21 protein-coding genes are annotated in these 15,911 nt (G+C 39.4%); 11 read left to right on the top strand and 10 right to left on the bottom strand.

Features of this window, described 5'->3' with window-relative positions; translation table 11 throughout:
- Position 1 precedes the first annotated feature (1 nt).
- Genes qoxD through qoxA form a run of 4 tightly spaced genes read right to left on the bottom strand, consistent with a single transcriptional unit; the run spans position 2 to position 3,858 of the window.
- Positions 2-307: a cytochrome aa3 quinol oxidase subunit IV gene (gene qoxD, locus AC0VZ9_RS13555; protein WP_019379818.1), complete on the bottom strand. Its 306-nt coding sequence runs from the start codon at positions 305-307 to the stop codon at positions 2-4.
- Complete coding sequence (gene qoxC, locus AC0VZ9_RS13550) at positions 308-913, bottom strand: cytochrome aa3 quinol oxidase subunit III (protein ID WP_009334518.1); 606 nt, start codon at positions 911-913, stop codon at positions 308-310. It abuts the gene before it with no gap.
- Positions 903-2,879, bottom strand: a complete 1,977-nt coding sequence (gene qoxB, locus AC0VZ9_RS13545) for a cytochrome aa3 quinol oxidase subunit I (RefSeq protein ID WP_009334519.1) — start codon at positions 2,877-2,879, stop codon at positions 903-905. The genes qoxC and qoxB overlap by 11 nt, the downstream gene beginning before the upstream one ends.
- Complete coding sequence (qoxA, locus tag AC0VZ9_RS13540) at positions 2,869-3,858, bottom strand: cytochrome aa3 quinol oxidase subunit II (protein WP_009334520.1); 990 nt, start codon at positions 3,856-3,858, stop codon at positions 2,869-2,871. Before qoxA ends, qoxB begins: the two co-directional genes overlap by 11 nt.
- Positions 3,859-4,316: 458 nt before the next feature.
- Here qoxA and ltaE point away from each other — a divergent pair, with 458 nt between their 5' ends.
- Positions 4,317-5,348, top strand: coding sequence for a low-specificity L-threonine aldolase (gene ltaE / locus AC0VZ9_RS13535; protein WP_019379820.1), 1,032 nt, complete (start codon positions 4,317-4,319; stop codon positions 5,346-5,348).
- Between the two features lie 125 nt (positions 5,349-5,473).
- On the opposite strand, the gene AC0VZ9_RS13530 is transcribed toward ltaE, so the two are convergent.
- Positions 5,474-5,620: a YwzD family small protein gene (locus AC0VZ9_RS13530; protein ID WP_019379821.1), complete on the bottom strand. Its 147-nt coding sequence runs from the start codon at positions 5,618-5,620 to the stop codon at positions 5,474-5,476.
- Positions 5,621-5,901: 281 nt separating this feature from the next.
- Between AC0VZ9_RS13530 and AC0VZ9_RS13525 the strand changes: the two genes are divergently transcribed.
- The gene (locus AC0VZ9_RS13525; protein ID WP_019379822.1) at positions 5,902-6,030 is read left to right on the top strand and encodes a hypothetical protein; all 129 of its coding nucleotides are present in this window, start codon (positions 5,902-5,904) and stop codon (positions 6,028-6,030) included.
- A gap of 42 nt (positions 6,031-6,072) precedes the next feature.
- Here the strand turns inward: AC0VZ9_RS13525 and AC0VZ9_RS13520 are convergent, their stop codons facing one another.
- Complete coding sequence (locus AC0VZ9_RS13520; protein ID WP_251267231.1) at positions 6,073-7,011, bottom strand: DMT family transporter; 939 nt, start codon at positions 7,009-7,011, stop codon at positions 6,073-6,075.
- Between the two features lie 147 nt (positions 7,012-7,158).
- Between AC0VZ9_RS13520 and AC0VZ9_RS13515 the strand changes: the two genes are divergently transcribed.
- The 3 genes from AC0VZ9_RS13515 (at position 7,159) to AC0VZ9_RS13505 (ending at position 11,009) form a co-directional block, all read left to right on the top strand.
- Positions 7,159-9,327 carry a beta-propeller domain-containing protein gene (locus AC0VZ9_RS13515; RefSeq protein ID WP_251267232.1) on the top strand — a complete coding sequence of 723 codons (2,169 nt, stop codon included), beginning with the start codon at positions 7,159-7,161 and terminating at the stop codon, positions 9,325-9,327.
- A 161-nt stretch (positions 9,328-9,488) separates the two neighbouring features.
- Positions 9,489-10,493 (top strand): DUF3231 family protein, encoded by a 1,005-nt coding sequence (locus AC0VZ9_RS13510; RefSeq protein WP_217024863.1) that lies wholly within the window; start codon positions 9,489-9,491, stop codon positions 10,491-10,493.
- Between the two features lie 108 nt (positions 10,494-10,601).
- Positions 10,602-11,009, top strand: a complete 408-nt coding sequence (locus tag AC0VZ9_RS13505) for a hypothetical protein (RefSeq protein ID WP_019379826.1) — start codon at positions 10,602-10,604, stop codon at positions 11,007-11,009.
- Between the two features lie 83 nt (positions 11,010-11,092).
- Here the strand turns inward: AC0VZ9_RS13505 and AC0VZ9_RS13500 are convergent, their stop codons facing one another.
- Complete coding sequence (locus tag AC0VZ9_RS13500) at positions 11,093-11,479, bottom strand: globin domain-containing protein (RefSeq protein WP_251267247.1); 387 nt, start codon at positions 11,477-11,479, stop codon at positions 11,093-11,095.
- Positions 11,480-11,625: 146 nt separating this feature from the next.
- Between AC0VZ9_RS13500 and AC0VZ9_RS13495 the strand changes: the two genes are divergently transcribed.
- Positions 11,626-11,832: a zinc ribbon domain-containing protein gene (locus tag AC0VZ9_RS13495; protein WP_251156376.1), complete on the top strand. Its 207-nt coding sequence runs from the start codon at positions 11,626-11,628 to the stop codon at positions 11,830-11,832.
- Positions 11,833-11,960: 128 nt separating this feature from the next.
- The gene (locus AC0VZ9_RS13490; protein ID WP_251156375.1) at positions 11,961-12,788 is read left to right on the top strand and encodes an aldo/keto reductase; all 828 of its coding nucleotides are present in this window, start codon (positions 11,961-11,963) and stop codon (positions 12,786-12,788) included.
- Between the two features lie 43 nt (positions 12,789-12,831).
- Here AC0VZ9_RS13490 and AC0VZ9_RS13485 read toward each other — a convergent pair whose 3' ends face one another.
- Complete coding sequence (locus AC0VZ9_RS13485) at positions 12,832-13,032, bottom strand: hypothetical protein (protein ID WP_009334530.1); 201 nt, start codon at positions 13,030-13,032, stop codon at positions 12,832-12,834.
- Positions 13,033-13,192: 160 nt separating this feature from the next.
- Between AC0VZ9_RS13485 and AC0VZ9_RS13480 the strand changes: the two genes are divergently transcribed.
- Complete coding sequence (locus AC0VZ9_RS13480; RefSeq protein ID WP_475397483.1) at positions 13,193-13,765, top strand: hypothetical protein; 573 nt, start codon at positions 13,193-13,195, stop codon at positions 13,763-13,765.
- 32 nt (positions 13,766-13,797) lie between these two features.
- Here the strand turns inward: AC0VZ9_RS13480 and AC0VZ9_RS13475 are convergent, their stop codons facing one another.
- On the bottom strand, positions 13,798-14,106 hold the full coding sequence (locus AC0VZ9_RS13475) for a hypothetical protein (RefSeq protein WP_009334532.1): 309 nt from the start codon (positions 14,104-14,106) through the stop codon (positions 13,798-13,800).
- Positions 14,107-14,260: 154 nt separating this feature from the next.
- On the opposite strand from AC0VZ9_RS13475, the gene AC0VZ9_RS13470 reads away from it, so the two are divergent.
- Genes AC0VZ9_RS13470 through AC0VZ9_RS13460 form a run of 3 tightly spaced genes read left to right on the top strand, consistent with a single transcriptional unit; the run spans position 14,261 to position 15,289 of the window.
- Positions 14,261-14,785, top strand: coding sequence for a hypothetical protein (locus AC0VZ9_RS13470; RefSeq protein ID WP_009334533.1), 525 nt, complete (start codon positions 14,261-14,263; stop codon positions 14,783-14,785).
- On the top strand, positions 14,785-14,928 hold the full coding sequence (locus tag AC0VZ9_RS13465; RefSeq protein ID WP_019379830.1) for a hypothetical protein: 144 nt from the start codon (positions 14,785-14,787) through the stop codon (positions 14,926-14,928). Before AC0VZ9_RS13470 ends, AC0VZ9_RS13465 begins: the two co-directional genes overlap by 1 nt.
- A 25-nt stretch (positions 14,929-14,953) precedes the next feature.
- Entirely contained in the window at positions 14,954-15,289 is a 336-nt protein-coding gene (locus tag AC0VZ9_RS13460; RefSeq protein ID WP_009334534.1) for a DUF3889 domain-containing protein, read from the top strand.
- A gap of 52 nt (positions 15,290-15,341) precedes the next feature.
- Here AC0VZ9_RS13460 and AC0VZ9_RS13455 read toward each other — a convergent pair whose 3' ends face one another.
- On the bottom strand, positions 15,342-15,896 hold the full coding sequence (locus tag AC0VZ9_RS13455) for an HAD hydrolase-like protein (protein WP_009334535.1): 555 nt from the start codon (positions 15,894-15,896) through the stop codon (positions 15,342-15,344).
- Positions 15,897-15,911: the final 15 nt, after the last annotated feature.

Here is a 15,911-nt window from a genome sequence, read left to right as displayed (position 1 = left end):
ATTAATGAGCCGCGTGCCCAGAAGTGAGAACCCAAATAGAACCTACTACAATTACAATAACCATAAATACGGCATAAATCATATTAACTAAGTTCGTTTTGCCGTCTTCTCCTTCTCTTAAGTGCATGAACATGAACAGCTGCATGCCTGCCTGAATGACAGCCAGCGAGCCGATGATCCACATGATCACTTTAAAAGAGAGGTTCGTTTTTAGGGCAATACCTGCTGCTGCAAATGTCAGCACAAGGGAAACAACAAATCCAATGACATGGCTTATAGGGAAGCTTTTTGATTGATGATGTTCCATTTAAGCCACCAGTCCTTTCAAATACACGAATGTGAAAATAAAGATCCAGACCACATCAAGGAAGTGCCAGTAAAGGCCGATAATAAACGTTTTTCTTGCTGTAGTAGGGGTAAGGCCTCTTTTTAAAAGCTGGATAATGACCATAGTTGCCCAGCCAATTCCCAATGTAACATGGGCTCCGTGTGTACCCAGCAGGACAAATAAGCTGGATAGGAACGCACTTGTCTGCATCGTTGCACCTTCATGGGCATAATGGATAAACTCATTAATCTCCATGAATAGGAATCCTGCGCCAAGTGCAAGGGTAATCACCAGCCAGGTGATTAGCCCTTTCAGGTTATGGCGGCGCATTTCAAAAATGGCGATGCCCATTGTAAAGCTGCTTGTCAAAAGGAGGACTGTCTGAATCATGACATCCTTGATCACAAAAATGTCTTTATGTGTTGGCCCTCCAGCAAAGCGTTCATATAAAACTCCATATACTCCGAACAGAGTGGCAAATAGAACGATTTCAGCGCCAAGGAAAACCCAGAAGCCAAGAATATTCATCCGGTCCTGTTCAGTTTGATATTCAAGGGGCAAAGAAGTATCCACTTTAGCTGACATGATCGTGCACCTCTCCTTCTGTTTTTCTCCACGCATTTTCAATTCTGTGGATTTCATCTTTTGTAACATGGAAGCCTTCATTGTAATCGAATGAACGAATGATCAATCCAGCAAAAATGCCGATGGCAGCTACAGCTGCAGCGATGTGCCATTCAAATACAAGGAGGAAGCCTGCGATGCCAAAGATGACACCCATATAAATCGGAAGCCAGGAATTGCTTGGCATATGAATCTCTTCGATTTCACTGTCATATAACGTTAAGCCTTCATTCTTTTTTTTCATGTGCCAGAAAGGATCAAGGGATTTAACTTCCGGCAGTTTTGCAAAGTTATAGAATTGAACAGGTGACGCAGTAGACCATTCCAATGTTCTTGCGTCCCATGGGTCGCTTGAAATGTTTCTGTCGGCATAGCGGATGCTCCAGTAAATGTTGTAGCAGAACACCGCGAATCCGGCTGCCAGAATGATGGAACCAATTGCCGAAAGCATAAAGAGTGGTGCAAATCCAGACTCGGCAGAGTATGTGTATGCACGTCTTACAGCTCCGTTTAATCCAAGGAAGAACATAGGCATGAATGTTACGTTAAAGCCGATAACAAATAGCCAGAAATGCCATTTACCGATTTTTTCATTCAGCATGAAGCCGAACATTTTTGGCCACCAGTAGTAAAGACCTGCAAATACCGCAAATACGACACCTGGAATTAATACATAGTGGAAGTGGGCAACCAGGAATAATGTATTGTGATACTGATAATCCGCTGCACCCATTGCAAGCATTACGCCAGTAACCCCGCCTATGACGAAGCATGGGACGAATGCAAGTGCCCAAAGCATGGCGGAAGTAATTTTTATGCGGCCTTTACGCATCGTAAACAGCCAGTTAAACATCTTGACTCCAGTCGGTATGGCTATCGCCATCGTCGTGATGGAGAAGAAAGAGTTTACAGCAGGGCCTGATCCCATTGTATAGAAATGGTGGACCCAGACAACCATACTTAAAAGGGCAATTCCAAGGATGGAAAATACCATTGATTTATATCCAAACAATGATTTTCTTGAGAAAGTGGCAATAACTTCTGAGAAAATCCCGAATGCAGGAAGGGCAACAATGTAAACTTCAGGATGTCCCCAAAGCCAGAACAGGTTAGCCCAAAGCATATCCATTCCTCCGCCTGATACTGTAAAGAAGTGTGTTCCATACAGACGGTCGAATGTCATCAGTGCCAATGCAACTGTGAAAATAGGGAAAGCTGCCACAATCAGAATGGATGTTACAAAGGTAGTCCAAGTGAACATCGGCATTTTCATTAGTGTCATGCCTTTTGTTCTCATTTTCAAAATCGTGACGATAAAGTTTATACCTGTCATCAGTGTCCCGATACCAGCAATTTGCAGCGCGACTGCGTAAAAATTATTGCCGATTCCAGGGCTGAATTCCTTGCCTGCAAGAGGGAAGTAAGATGTCCAGCCTGCATCAGGCGATCCCCCGATAACAAAAGAAATATTAAATAGCATAGCTCCGCTGAAGAACAGCCAGAAGCTAAGTGCATTCAGCTGCGGAAAGGCAACGTCACGCGCACCAATTTGAAGCGGAATGACAACGTTCATTAATCCAATCAAGAATGGCATTGCCATGAAAAGAATCATAATAACGCCGTGTGTTGTAAAAATTTCATTATAGTGCTGTGAATTCAGAAATTCCATTTCAGGGCGTGCTGTCTGAGCTTTCATCAGCAAGCCGTCCATCCCGCCGCGGAAAAACATCAATACTGCGGAGATGATATACATGATACCGATTTTTTTATGATCAACTGTAGTCAGCCATTCGGTCCAGAGGTATTTCCACTTTTTTAAATACGTGATGGCAGCGACTGCACCAATCATCGTTAATAAAATAGCAATCTGTGAACCTAGTATAAGGGGGTCCCCAGTAATAAAAAACTCATCCCATTTAATGCCCATGATGGCCACCTCCATGGTTTTCTTGACTATCATGGCTCTCTTCTTCACCATGACCTTCAATTACGTTTGGATTCTCATTTTTATAATTGTCATCTTCTTCGAATGTTTTACCTTGATATCCATGGCCTCTGTAGAGCTCAGGATTTGTATAAGCCTTCGAATTTGGATCAGCATGGTTAACCCATTCTAAATGAGTATTGGAATATGTCAGTCTTCCTAAATGCGTAGGCTTCAGCAGCCCTTCATACTCTTTCTCAGTCAGTTTAGGTGCTGTTTCTTTAACGTCGTCAACCCATTGGTCAAAATCTTCCTGTGTTTGAGCAAGAACCTCAAACTTCATATCCGCATAGCCGCGGCCGTTAAAGTTCGTGTTCTGTCCTTCATATGATCCAGGGTTATCAGCGACAAGATACATTTCAGTTTCCATTTTGGGCATCGTATATTTCTGTCCGCCAAGTGCAGGCACCCAGAAAGATTGCATAGTGCTGGCAGATGTCATTTTAAAGAGAACCGGCGTATCTTCAGGAATATTGACATAGTTCACTGTTTCAATGCCTTCTTCAGGATAGCTGAAGATCCATTTCCAGTCAGCAGATGTTACATGTATTGTAATAGGTTCTTTTTCTTCATAGCCCTTAGGTGTTTCTTCCAGCGCATAAAGTGTTTTTACTGTCGGGATTGTTAGGGCGATGACAATTAAAATCGGAATCCCGGTCCAAATAATTTCAAGTAGTGTACTTCCATGCTCCTCAGGGGGTTCATAATCTTTATTCTCAGGTCGTTCACGGTATTTCCAGACAATGTAGCCGAATAATCCAAACACGACTGCAACGACAAGAAGCATCCAGATCAGGGACCAGTTAATTAATTCGGTAATGCTTCTTGCAACGGGGCCCTGAGGTTCAAATACAACCATATTGCAGCCGCTTAAAACCATTAAGGGCAATAGGGCTGTTAAAGAGAGCAGCATTTTCTTCATCTGATGTTTCATCTCCTTTTGACAAAAACTATTGTTAAATAATTCACAAATAATGTGCGGGTTTTCACAAAGATGCCAAAAAAATATATAGCTGGTAAACATAAGCATCCTTAAAAACCTTTATTTAACTTAGTTATCACTGTGTAAATGATATTAACATAAGCAAATGTGAAAAGTTGTGACAAAAGTGGGAAGGAAATAAATGTAAGCTATTTGGACAGCTTATATTTTTGTTCAAATAGCATTATTACAGGGTTTTGGTCATCAAAACAACTTTTGAACAAATTTTGAACTTTAATGCGACACCCTAATTATCTTATGTTACATCCATATTCAAGCAAAAAACCACCAAATAAAATTCTCCATACAAGAATTAATTAAATGAATTCTCTCTTTGTTGAAAAATACTGAATAGTACAGTAACATGGACTAATAATAGAGAAGGACAGGGTGAGGAAATGACTGATTTAAGAAGTGATACGGTTACAAAGCCAACTGAAGAAATGAGGAAAGCTGCTTATGAAGCTGAAGTTGGGGATGACGTATACGGAGAGGATCCATCAATAAATAAATTGGAAGAGACAGCTGCTGAGGTGCTTGGTAAGGAGGCAGCTCTGTTTGTAACGAGCGGCACACAGGGAAACCAGATTGCCATCTTAACACATTGCCGTCCGGGCAATGAAATTATTCTTGAAGCAGAAAGCCATATTTTTTATTATGAAAGCGGCGCTTCATCTGCCTTTGCCGGAGTCCAGACAAGGACGCTAAATGGGATAAGAGGTGCAATGAATCCTTCAGAAGTGGAGTATGCCATTAGGGGAGAAGATCAGCATTATCCGGAAACAGGATTGATTTGTCTGGAAAATACCCATAACAGAGCTGGCGGTGCCGTAATACCTATTGATAATATGGAAGAAATATACAGAATTGCCAAAACGAATAATATTCCCGTACATATTGATGGGGCAAGACTGTTTAATGCAGCCGCAGCCTTAAACCTGCCGGCTTCTGAAATGGCCAATCATTGCGACACTGTGCAAGTATGCCTCTCTAAGGGGCTCGGAGCACCTGTTGGTTCCATTCTTGCAGGCAGCAGAGAATTTATTGCTGCAGCAAGAAAATGGCGCAAAAGATTGGGAGGGGGACTCCGCCAGGCTGGGATCATAGCAGCCCCGGGAATTGTTGCATTAACGAATATGAGAGAGCGTTTAGCCGAGGATCACGAAAATGCTCAATATCTTGCACAGCAGCTTGGACAAATCAAAGGGATTGAAATCGTAAATCAAGTAGATACAAATATCATTGTGGCTGATGTAAAAAACCTTAAAATGAACTCATCGGAATTTGTTGAAAAGTTAAAAGCTGAGGGAGTGCTTTCAGGAACTTTCGGACCTTCTTATGTGCGTTTTGTCACTCACTATGATGTTACTAAAAAGCAGCTTGAAGATGCAGTCATAGCCATACACAGAACAGCTGGTCAAATGATCTAACTGCAAATAAAAACGCATGTTTTCTGCAGCAAGCGTTTTTCCGTTTCAAATGAATCGCATATCTCAGCTTAGATGGCTCAAAAAGCACACAAATGGTTATAAGAAAATAAAAGGAAATCGGCGCATTAGCCGATTTCCTTTTTGTTGATTAAAGGTTCAAGCTGATTTTTTATATCATCAAGCAATTCATGAATGGTCACTTCATTATCTGTTTGTCCTTTATCAAGAGCGGATTCCAAAAGCTTTGCAAAATCATTAAAGTTAGTTTTCATAATAGACACCTTCAAATTGCAATGTATTTTATGACTCTATTCCCTGATAAGATTTTTTAAAACTCATTATATATTATTAATTTTCCGGCTGAGGTGTGACGAATAGTGAACAGCCATTCAATCTTGTTCTTTGTATGAATGTTTAGGTCCTAAGAAATCTGGGTAATTAATACTGATAAATTTCTCAGCTGCCCCCATACCTGTCTAATACAAAGCGAATAGTATAGCAGGAAAGAGATTATAGATTCATTCATTCATTAATTAAATCAGGAGGTCTGGTTATGAGATTGGTGCAAATGGATATTGATCAACTATTGGAAGCCACATCGGAAATTGCCGAAGAAGATCTTGGCTATATGATCAGACATGTAGAAATTGATCATTTATTAGAACGAACCCAGGATTGGTAATATATATGGAAAATCCCCGCAGTCAGGAACTGAGGGGATTTTTTATGCTGAAGACTTATTTTCTTGAACATGGTTCTTAAATCGCAAAGTTTTTTTAGAAGATATAACTACCCCCAAGGTGACAATGCCTCCGCCGATTATCTGATACAAATACAATTTTTCCTCCGTAAAACACAATGCGAAAATGATAGCGAAAATAGGGAGAAGATTCAGGAAAACCCCTGCTTTGGCTGCTCCTATTAAGGAAACTCCAAAATTCCAGGATAGAAAAGCCATAATTGAAGCCAGAAAACCAACATACAGCAAGATTCCTGCGGAAGTTAAGGTGAAGACAGGGGTTTTTTCCATCACTAGATATTCAATAAGGCTTAAAGGCACCAATAGTAAAATGCCGATAAATGTTGATGCATAAAAAGAAGTTAGCACAGGCAAAACGTTTGAATATTTTTTGCCAATTACCGAATACGATGCCCACATAATGACTGCTGCCAATACGTATAGATCTCCGGCATTTATTTTCCATGAAAGAAACATTTCAATCGATCCCTTTGAAATAATATATAAAATTCCAAAGACTGACAGGAGAATTCCTGCTGCCTGGTGGGCTAGAAGTTTTTCTCTTAAAATAAATATGGCTAGAATGGCGATAAAAAGCGGTGTAGTACTATTTACCACAGATGCATTAATTGATGTGGTGTATTGCAGCGCAAAATAAATGATTGTGTTGTAACCGGCAACACCTGTCACCGCCAATAGCAAAAGTATCCGCTTATGCTCCCAAATTATGTTCCAATCTCTTTTTAGCTTCTTGACCATAAAAGGAGTTAAAAGCAAGAATGCAATGATCCATCGCATTAGGGAAAAGAGCAGCGGCGGAAAATAATCGACACCAATTCTCCCTATAACAAAATTCCCTCCCCAAATCATGTTCGCTAAAATCAGCATTAAAAAACCATACTTTTTGTTTGTCCCATCCAGCATTTGAGAAAACCTTCTTCCTGCACTGTAATAAATTAAATTTTACCTTTACCTCCAGGAAAATTCATTAATTTCAGAAATTTTATAAAAATTAATTTGTAACTATTGGAAGATTCAACCCGTCAACTTACTTAAAAAGGGGTGTCTTTCATGAAGAAGAAATGGCTTTTTCTGGGCGGAATCACATTGATCATTATTTTATTGGCGTACTTCTCGTTTCTTAACAGGTTAAAAATTGTCAGTAACCTGGCAGAAAATAATGAAGAAGTGACAGTTTTAAAGAATAAGGTATGGGAAGTTACGTTTTCAAAAGAACTTAATCCAGATAGTGTGAACAACAGCTCCGTTTATATTTTGAATGAGGAGGGCGGAAAAGAGCAGGTTAAAGTCTCACTGGAAAATAATAATAAATCCATCGAAATTCAACCGCCTGATGAAGGATATAATCTAAATTCTCCAAACTATACATTGGTCCTTACTAAAGATATCAAAACAAAGGGCGGACAAAACCTGAATCAATCAGTAAAAACTGCTTTCAAAGTTATAGATACTCTGCCGGCAATCGGCTCAAGAAATAAATTGAACGATTACTTTTCAAAAATGCTCAATGAAGAAAGGACATTCCTTGCTGGAAGGGATATGGCAGTGAGCGAGGAGAGCAGCAGTGAAAAGAGCTCAGCAGATTCTGCAGGTGCAGACTTTTCCGCAACAAATGTTCAAGTAGCCGGTATAGATGAAGCTGATCTGATAAAAACGGATGGTACGCATATATACAAAATTACTGATAATAAAGTCCAGATTATTAAGGCCATCCCGGCTGACAAAATGAAGAAGGAATCTGAATTATCATTTAATCAGGAATTCTCTCCCTATCAGCTATTTATAGAAGGCAATCAATTAATTGTTATGGGCCACAGCTATAAAGATGCTCCTGTTCACATAGGAAAACCTGCTTCAGAAAAAAAGATTGCACCTGCATTTCATTCCACAAAAACGATTGTTTTCAATATCGATAATAAACAAAATCCAGCACAAATCAGAGAAGCAGATATCGAAGGCAGTTTGCTTGCTTCCAGGCTAATGGATGGAAAGGTATATTTGATTACAAGTCATTTTCCCGAATATTGGATTTTGGAAAGAAATAAAAATGCAGATATGCGTCCCCGTTATTTTGATACTGCCGAGAGCAGGGAGCAGCAGATCGTCGATTATAATGAGATAAAATATTTTCCAGGTTCCCAAAACGCAAATTATATTAATATAGCTGTATTGAATTTAAGAGCCGACAAAGAGCCACTATCAGTCACAAGCTACTTAGGCAGCGGAAATGAATTCTATATGTCCCATAATAATCTATATTTATCAGCAGCCAATTACAATAATGAAACAATCGGAGACAGACAGATGCCCCATCCGGATACGAGCATCTATAAATTCAATATAAAAGACGGAAAAGTAGAGTTCCAGACATCAACTGAAATAAAAGGCACCGTTTTAAACCAGTTTTCAATGGATGAATATAATGAAAACTTCAGAGTGGTAACAACCAAAGGAGAGGCCTGGGACGAAAGAACCCCTTCTTCCAACAGCCTTTATATTCTGGATAAGAATTTAAAAAAGATTGGACAGCTGGAAAACCTGGCTAGAGGAGAACGGATTTATTCTGCAAGGTTTATGAATGACCGTATTTATATGGTTACTTTTAAGGAAACGGACCCGCTCTTTGTCATTGATGGATCAAATCCGGAAAAACCTTCTGTTCTGGGTGAGTTAAAAATTCCCGGCTTCAGCAATTACCTGCACCCATTAGACGAAAACCACCTCATTGGCTTCGGACATGATACGAAGATAACAGGAGGCAAAGGAGCAGGCAGCCAGCCTGTTATTACAACAGACGGTGTAAAAATATCTTTATTCGATGTAAGCAATACCAATAAGCCAGTTGAAAAAGATACAGAAATAATAGGAGGACGCGGAACATATTCACCTTTAAATCACGATCACAAAGCTCTGTTTATCCATAAAAAGAAAAATCTATATGGATTTCCGATTTCAATCTATCAAAATAAAGAAGGAAGCCAGTTTGAATCAAATTTCGACTACCAGGGTGCGTTAATATATAAAATTACTGCCCAAAATGGAATCGAGCTTCAAAGACAAATAACCCATCAGACAGAAAATGCAATTTATGAAGAATGGGAAGATACAATTGAAAGGCTTATCTATATCGGCGACCACATATATAGCATTTCCCCTAAAAAAGTGGATGCCTACCATATAGATGGATTCAAAAAAGCAGGAGAACTTGAGTTAAATTAATTGGAGGAACCAGCCATTTTCTGGCCGGTTCTTTTTTATGCGCACACTGAAAAACAATAATGGAAATGAATTACCACATATTAGAATGAAAATGTCGAATAAAGGCTAATATAAAGCTGATAGTATATAAATATAATTTTACTAAAACGGCTGGTGAGAATATGAAAGGCGGGAGTACCCCTAAATTAATATCTTCTGAAATGGCCATGCTCTGGAACACCTATGTAGCTGATACAGCAGCAGTCTGCTGCATAAAACACTATATAAAAACAAATGAAGATCCGGATGTCTTGCCGGTTTTGAAATATGCGCTATCCATCGCCAAGGATCACATAGACGACATTTCCTCACTCTTTCAAAAAGAAGATTTTCCCATACCTGATGGATTCAATGAAAAAGACCTGCACAATGACACACCCAGGTTATTTTCAGACGTAACCTATATTAGATTCATGCATCATTTAGGAAGAACCGGATTGAATGCCTATTCACTTGCTAAATCAGTTTCTGCAAGAAAAGACATTCGCAGCATGTTTAAAAAATACTATGAGCAAACAGAGAAACTTTTTGATATGGCCGCTGAGGCCATGGAGGAAAAGGGAATATTCATTCGATCACCATATATAGATTATCCTAAAAAAGTAGAATATGTATCAGACCATCGTTTCCTTGGCGGAATTGCAGGCAAAAAGAGGCAGCTGCTGGCCATCGAAATCGCCCATCTGGGTACGAATATCGAGTTATCCAATATTGCTAAAACTATGCTTTTGGCATTCAGCCAGGTAGCTAAACAAAAAGTCATAAGCGATTATTTCAAAAGAGGCTATGATATGAGCCTGGAGCATGCGGAATATTTTCTCAATGTCTTAAAAAATGACGATGTGGCATATCCAAGCACATGGGATGGGTCTATTACAGACTCAACCATCTCACCTTTTTCGGATAGATTAATGATGTTTCTGATCGCCAGCATAACTGCGGTCGGCGTAATGGACTTTGGAATAGCCATCGGGGCAAGCATTCGAAAAGACCTGGCTATTCAATATGCTAAAATGATGATCAAAGTCGGAAATTTTGCAGATGAAGGAGCAAAAATTATGATTGACAACGGCTGGCTGGAAAAGCCGCCTCAATCACTTGATAGAGAAAAGCTCAGAAATAAGTAGCTGAAGCACCTTTTTGCGGGTGCTTTATTTTTTTTATGATGAATGCAGACCAAAAATTGGGGTAATAGATTACTAGCTTAGAAGAATTAAAAAAGGAGATGAACTCTTATGCGAAAATGGATGCTTGTTTTTACCGCCTGCATACTGATGACAGCATGCAGTGCAGAGGAAGAAAATAAGGAAGGAGCAAAGAATGATTCAACTAATAGCCAGGAATATAATGAAGCTGTGAATACAGAAGGTGAAGAAAAGCCTCTCTCAGTTGCTGAATTGGATGACCGCATTGATGAGGGAATGAATATTGATACTTACTCGGCTGAAGTTCAATCTTGGGCGGAAAAAGGGCAGCTTGAAATGGAAGAAACAGTTACCGTCGAAGATGAAAACACATCATCTGCTGATATCCTGCAGCTTGCGGATGGATTTCTCGGAGTAGCATATGATGAAAAAGAGGTGACAGAAGTTAAAATGTTCCAGTCAGTAGAACATGCAAAAGAATATTTTGAATCTCTGTAACTGGAAAAGTGCTGGAGCTTACCTAACAAAATAATAATTTCTAACCCAACTGATAGTAGACCTTCCGGATGGAAGGTCTTTTCTCATTCTGGACTATTTACCATAATGGCCGCCACCTGCAAAAGCCGATCATAGAATAGAGCGGATGAAGGGTTTTGATCCAGCTCCGTTTCCTTGAAAGCATCTTCCATGCAGGCAAGCCATCTTTGTGCTCTTAAGGGTGTAATATCAAATGGCAGATGCCTTTGTTTCATGGCCGGCGGTCCAAACTCCTGGCTGTAAAGTGGCGGTCCTCCAAGAAATTGCGTAAGAAACATTTTTTGCTTTCTCTTAATTTCCTCTATATCACCTTCAAAAAGGGGTCTTAATACAGGATCTGCATAAACCCGGGGATAAAACGCCTCCACTAGCTTCTCAATGGTTTCAGTTCCGCCTATTTCTTCAAAAAGTGTCTTAAAATCATTCACGATTCTCACCTGACTGAATTACATTTTTTTAATTTCATTATATAGAAGTTATACTAACTTAAATGTGATTTAAATCACAGTATGATTATTGGCGAAACTTTTTTCAGCTGTGAACGTAAATTAAAGTAAGAAGTCGAAAGGGTGAGAAGATGGGCAAAAAAGGCTGTATTAAATGCGGCAGCAGTGATGCCGGCCAAAAAGAAGTTGCCATGACTGGTACAGGACTTTCCAAAATGTTTGATATTCAGCATAACCGTTTTCTGGTAGTTTACTGTAAAAAATGCGGATACTCAGAATTCTATAATAAAAACTCTTCCACTGCAGGAAATGTTCTGGATTTTTTCTTCGGCGGATAAAAGTAACGGATCATGCATTGCCCATCATGCGGCAATGTTTTTCTTTTTTAGGCAAAAAATTTTGTTAGCTGAATGGAATGTGAGAAAATTATCCAGTACCCTAATTAATAAAAAGAGGTGAAAAAAGAATGGAAAATTTACAATCTGCTGTATCATTACATAACGGTGTCAAAATGCCGTGGCTGGGACTGGGTGTTTTTAAAGTTAAGGACGGAGACGAAGTGGTTCAGTCAGTGAAATCAGCCCTTAAAGCAGGATATAAAAGCATTGATACGGCTGCAGTCTATCAGAATGAAGAAGGTGTAGGCCAGGCAATCAAGGAAGCAGGCGTACCTCGTGAAGAACTTTTTATTACCACAAAAGTTTGGAATTCTGACCAGGGCTATGATTCTACAATCAATGCATTTGAAACCAGCCTTGAAAAGCTGGGCCTCGATTATATCGACCTTTACCTGATCCATTGGCCTGTGAAGGGGAAATATAAAGAAACATGGAAAGCCCTTGAAACTCTTTATAAAGAAAAAAGAGTAAAGGCAATTGGTGTGAGCAACTTCCAGATCCATCACCTCGAAGATCTGATGCAGGATGCTGAAATAAATCCTATGGTTAACCAGGTTGAGCTTCATCCTTTGCTGAACCAGGCAGAGCTTAGGGACTTCTGCAAGAAGCAGGACATTCAAATAGAAGCATGGTCACCGCTGGCACAGGGAGAGCTTCTTGAAAACGAAGCATTGAAGGAAATTGCCCAAAAGTACAGCAAATCGGTGGCACAAGTGATCTTAAGATGGGATCTTCAGAACGAAATTGTAACAATACCCAAGTCAGTGAAAGAACATCGCATCATTGAAAATGCTGATGTATTTGACTTTGAGCTTTCTTCAGAAGATATGGACAAAATCAGCAGCTTAAATGAAAATAGACGAGTAGGTCCGGACCCTGACAACTTCGATTTCTAAATAATGCAGGAAACCGGCAGGCAAAAAGCCTGCCGGTTTCCTTTTACTCCTCAAAATAATCCCGAAATTCTTCTGTATCCGTTTCGGCTTTATTCTTAAAGTAAGGGTTATCTTCAGTCGAATTTTCCGGATCGAGATTTGTCTTTATCACAAGTGTTGGCCCCGAAGTATGCCCGGCAATCATCCGATCATCCAGTTCTTCGAAATCCGGCAGCTTTTTGCTTCCTGGTTTTATTGGATCCATGGCTGCACCTCCCATCAATAGCGTGCAATGAGCAGGCGGAATTTATTCACATACGTTCCTTAAAAGCTAAAGAATGTTTGCATAGAGGAAAAAAAGGTTATTAGGGAAGAAAACATTCTTAGGCAGATATAACGACCGTGTTTTGATGGAGGAAGAAACAATGAGTATTTTCGAGAATATTTTGGATATTTTGGAGAAAAAGGGAGCTATATCAATCCCTTCTTTGCTTGATGAAATGAATAAACTAAGTAACTCTCAGAATACCAGCCGAAAACCGCTTGAATTATCACATGTAAAATCTGTCATCAGCAGAAAAAGAGAAATTTTCCATATAAAAAATAATATTGTCACGATTGACCCTGATAAAGAGCCCATCCTTTTGAGTGTCAGCCTCGGCGGTTATCCCGGACCCTGGTACAAAGTCGAAGTGGATTTTATCAATGGACGTTTTGTATACTTTGAATGGCATGTAAGCTCGTTCTCACATAGGACTGAACTGCCTGCAGCATCAGGCAGCATTGAAGAATTTAAGAAGGAATTATATCGGCTGAAAATTTGGAAGTGGCAGAAGGAATACCAAAACCCTGGAATCATATTGGATAGTGTGACGTGGTCCATAAAGCTGATTACAAAGGAGAATATTTTTGAGAGTCAGGGGATACAGGCATTCCCTGAGGGCTGGGAAAAGTTTTGTAAGGCACTTTCAAAGCTGACAGGAAAATATATATGCTAAAAAGCTGCTGCTAAGGAATAGCTGCAGCTTTTTTAGCGTTCTGAAATCATCTTAAGGACAAAACTCTTATCCTCCTCATCAATGAAAAGGCAATATTCTTCTTCCTCTGTTATGTCAAGAAGATGCTGAAGTTCTTTTGGAATATGGATAGAGCCATTTTCAGATATAAGTCTTTTATTATGGGTTGATTCCAAATCAGCCTTCTCAATAATAATTTGATCCTGGTCGAAGCGAAGATCAGCCAGTTTTCCCGGCATAAGCCCAAATTGGCTGCGCCACTTGCTTGGGAGCAGAATTTTACCAGTTTTATTGAAATTTTTGCATTTATACATTGTTAACATGCTGATCAGCTCCTTCTATGCTTGTTAATCTATTACACATATTGGAATGTTCAAAACACATATTTTAAGCAAATTTAAAAATATCTGCCGTTCTTGCGGAAAGAATGAATAATTTTCCTTTAAATACAAAACCTTTAAAAAAAGGTGGGGTAAGATGAAAAAGAAGCTATATTTGGTGCTTATAATTCTCCTTTCCTGGCTGACTGTTCCATTCATAGGCAAAAGGGATTTTAAACGTTTTTATCCAGCAGCCATTTTTATGTGCCTTTATGTTCTGATAGAAGGGTTTATCGCTGAAAAAAACAAATGGTGGACTATTAAGGAAAGATTACTTCCAAAGCTCAGTGGTGAACTCCCATTGATATTAGGGCCGTTTTTTGCGGGATCTATATGGATATTAAAATTAACTTATGGCAGGCCCTTGCTGTATATCCTTTTGAATTCAGTTGTTGATGCCTTTTTCGCCTACCCTTTTTATACTTGGTTCAAAAAGATTGGGATTTGGAGGCTTCTCCGTTTTACACAGCTGAAGCTATTTATGCTTTTCATGATGAAGTCAATATTCATGTATGTTTTTCATATGGCATTTGTGGATAAAAAAATATTATCGGCGGCAGTTGGCGGATATAGGAATTATTTTAATAAATTCCGAATGAATGAGAGAGAGGAGAGGGGATAATGGAAAAAAGAAGAGACATGTCCTGTACAGATGATAAAGATATTCTCCATCATCTAATGGAAGAACAAATTGCTTATATCTGTGTAGAGGAAGAAGAAGAACGAATGAAGGAAGAAACCATGAATAACGGGAATAACGATTAAGATCTTTTACTGAAAGAGGTGGAAAATGAAAAAAATAATTGTCAGCCTTATGGTTTTGATTGCTTTATCAGAATACATTCCCATTCGGGCATTGTCCGTAGAAGCGCATGCTGAAAGACCAGAACCAGCCTATGCTAAATGGGGCAGACTTGCTATGGAAACAGCAAAAAAGAAATATCCTAAAGCTAAAATTCTTGACTACTTGCATATCGGCAGAGAAAGGAGACAAACAACAGACATCGAAAAGTTCAAGCTATGGATAGAAGATGAGGGCAAAGAATTCGGTCTATACATTGATATTGAATTTGATTCAAAAACTGACAGAGTCATCAGGATCAATACGCGAAGATCAGCTAATTAACTTGATCAGAATAAAACCAGGGGCTTTATGATATTATAAAGTCCCTGGTTTCTTATTTCTCAAATTCAAATTTTGAATAACAATCAATCGCGAAGTCTGCATAGGGGTTAGGGTTGCGGAATGCACAGGTGCTGATGCCGATCTGTCTGGCAGGCATTAAATCTGTATCCTGGTCGCCAATGGCCAGATCAATATGATAACGCCGATGAAGATATTCATAGGATTCCGGATGCGGCTTTAAGGAGAAACCATCAAATTCAGGGCAGATAACTTCTTCAAAATGGGAAGTGAGTTTCCAATACTCGAGCAGCTCCTCAGTTGATTGCCGGTTCCGATGGGTTACCAGCACGTTTACATTATTTTGCTCTAATATTTCCCTTACATATGGGAATAATGGCTTCTCATCATGCTTAAAAGTAGCTTCCATTTGACGGAAATCCGCAATTTTATCCGGAGAAACATTAAATTTCTGATAGGCTGTCCCGTTTTTAAGAGGCATAAGTACTTCATGAGGATTCAGCTCTTTACCGGATATGCGAATAAAAGCCTGAACCAATGTGGGCCATGTATCTAGAATGGTGCCATCTAAATCCCAGAGAACATTCATAAAAATCTCACCTCC

Source organism: Cytobacillus sp. QJM3NY_8, assembly GCF_056173585.1.
The sequence above is the reverse complement of the archived record's forward strand: the minus strand, read 5'-3'. Positions and strand labels throughout refer to the sequence as shown.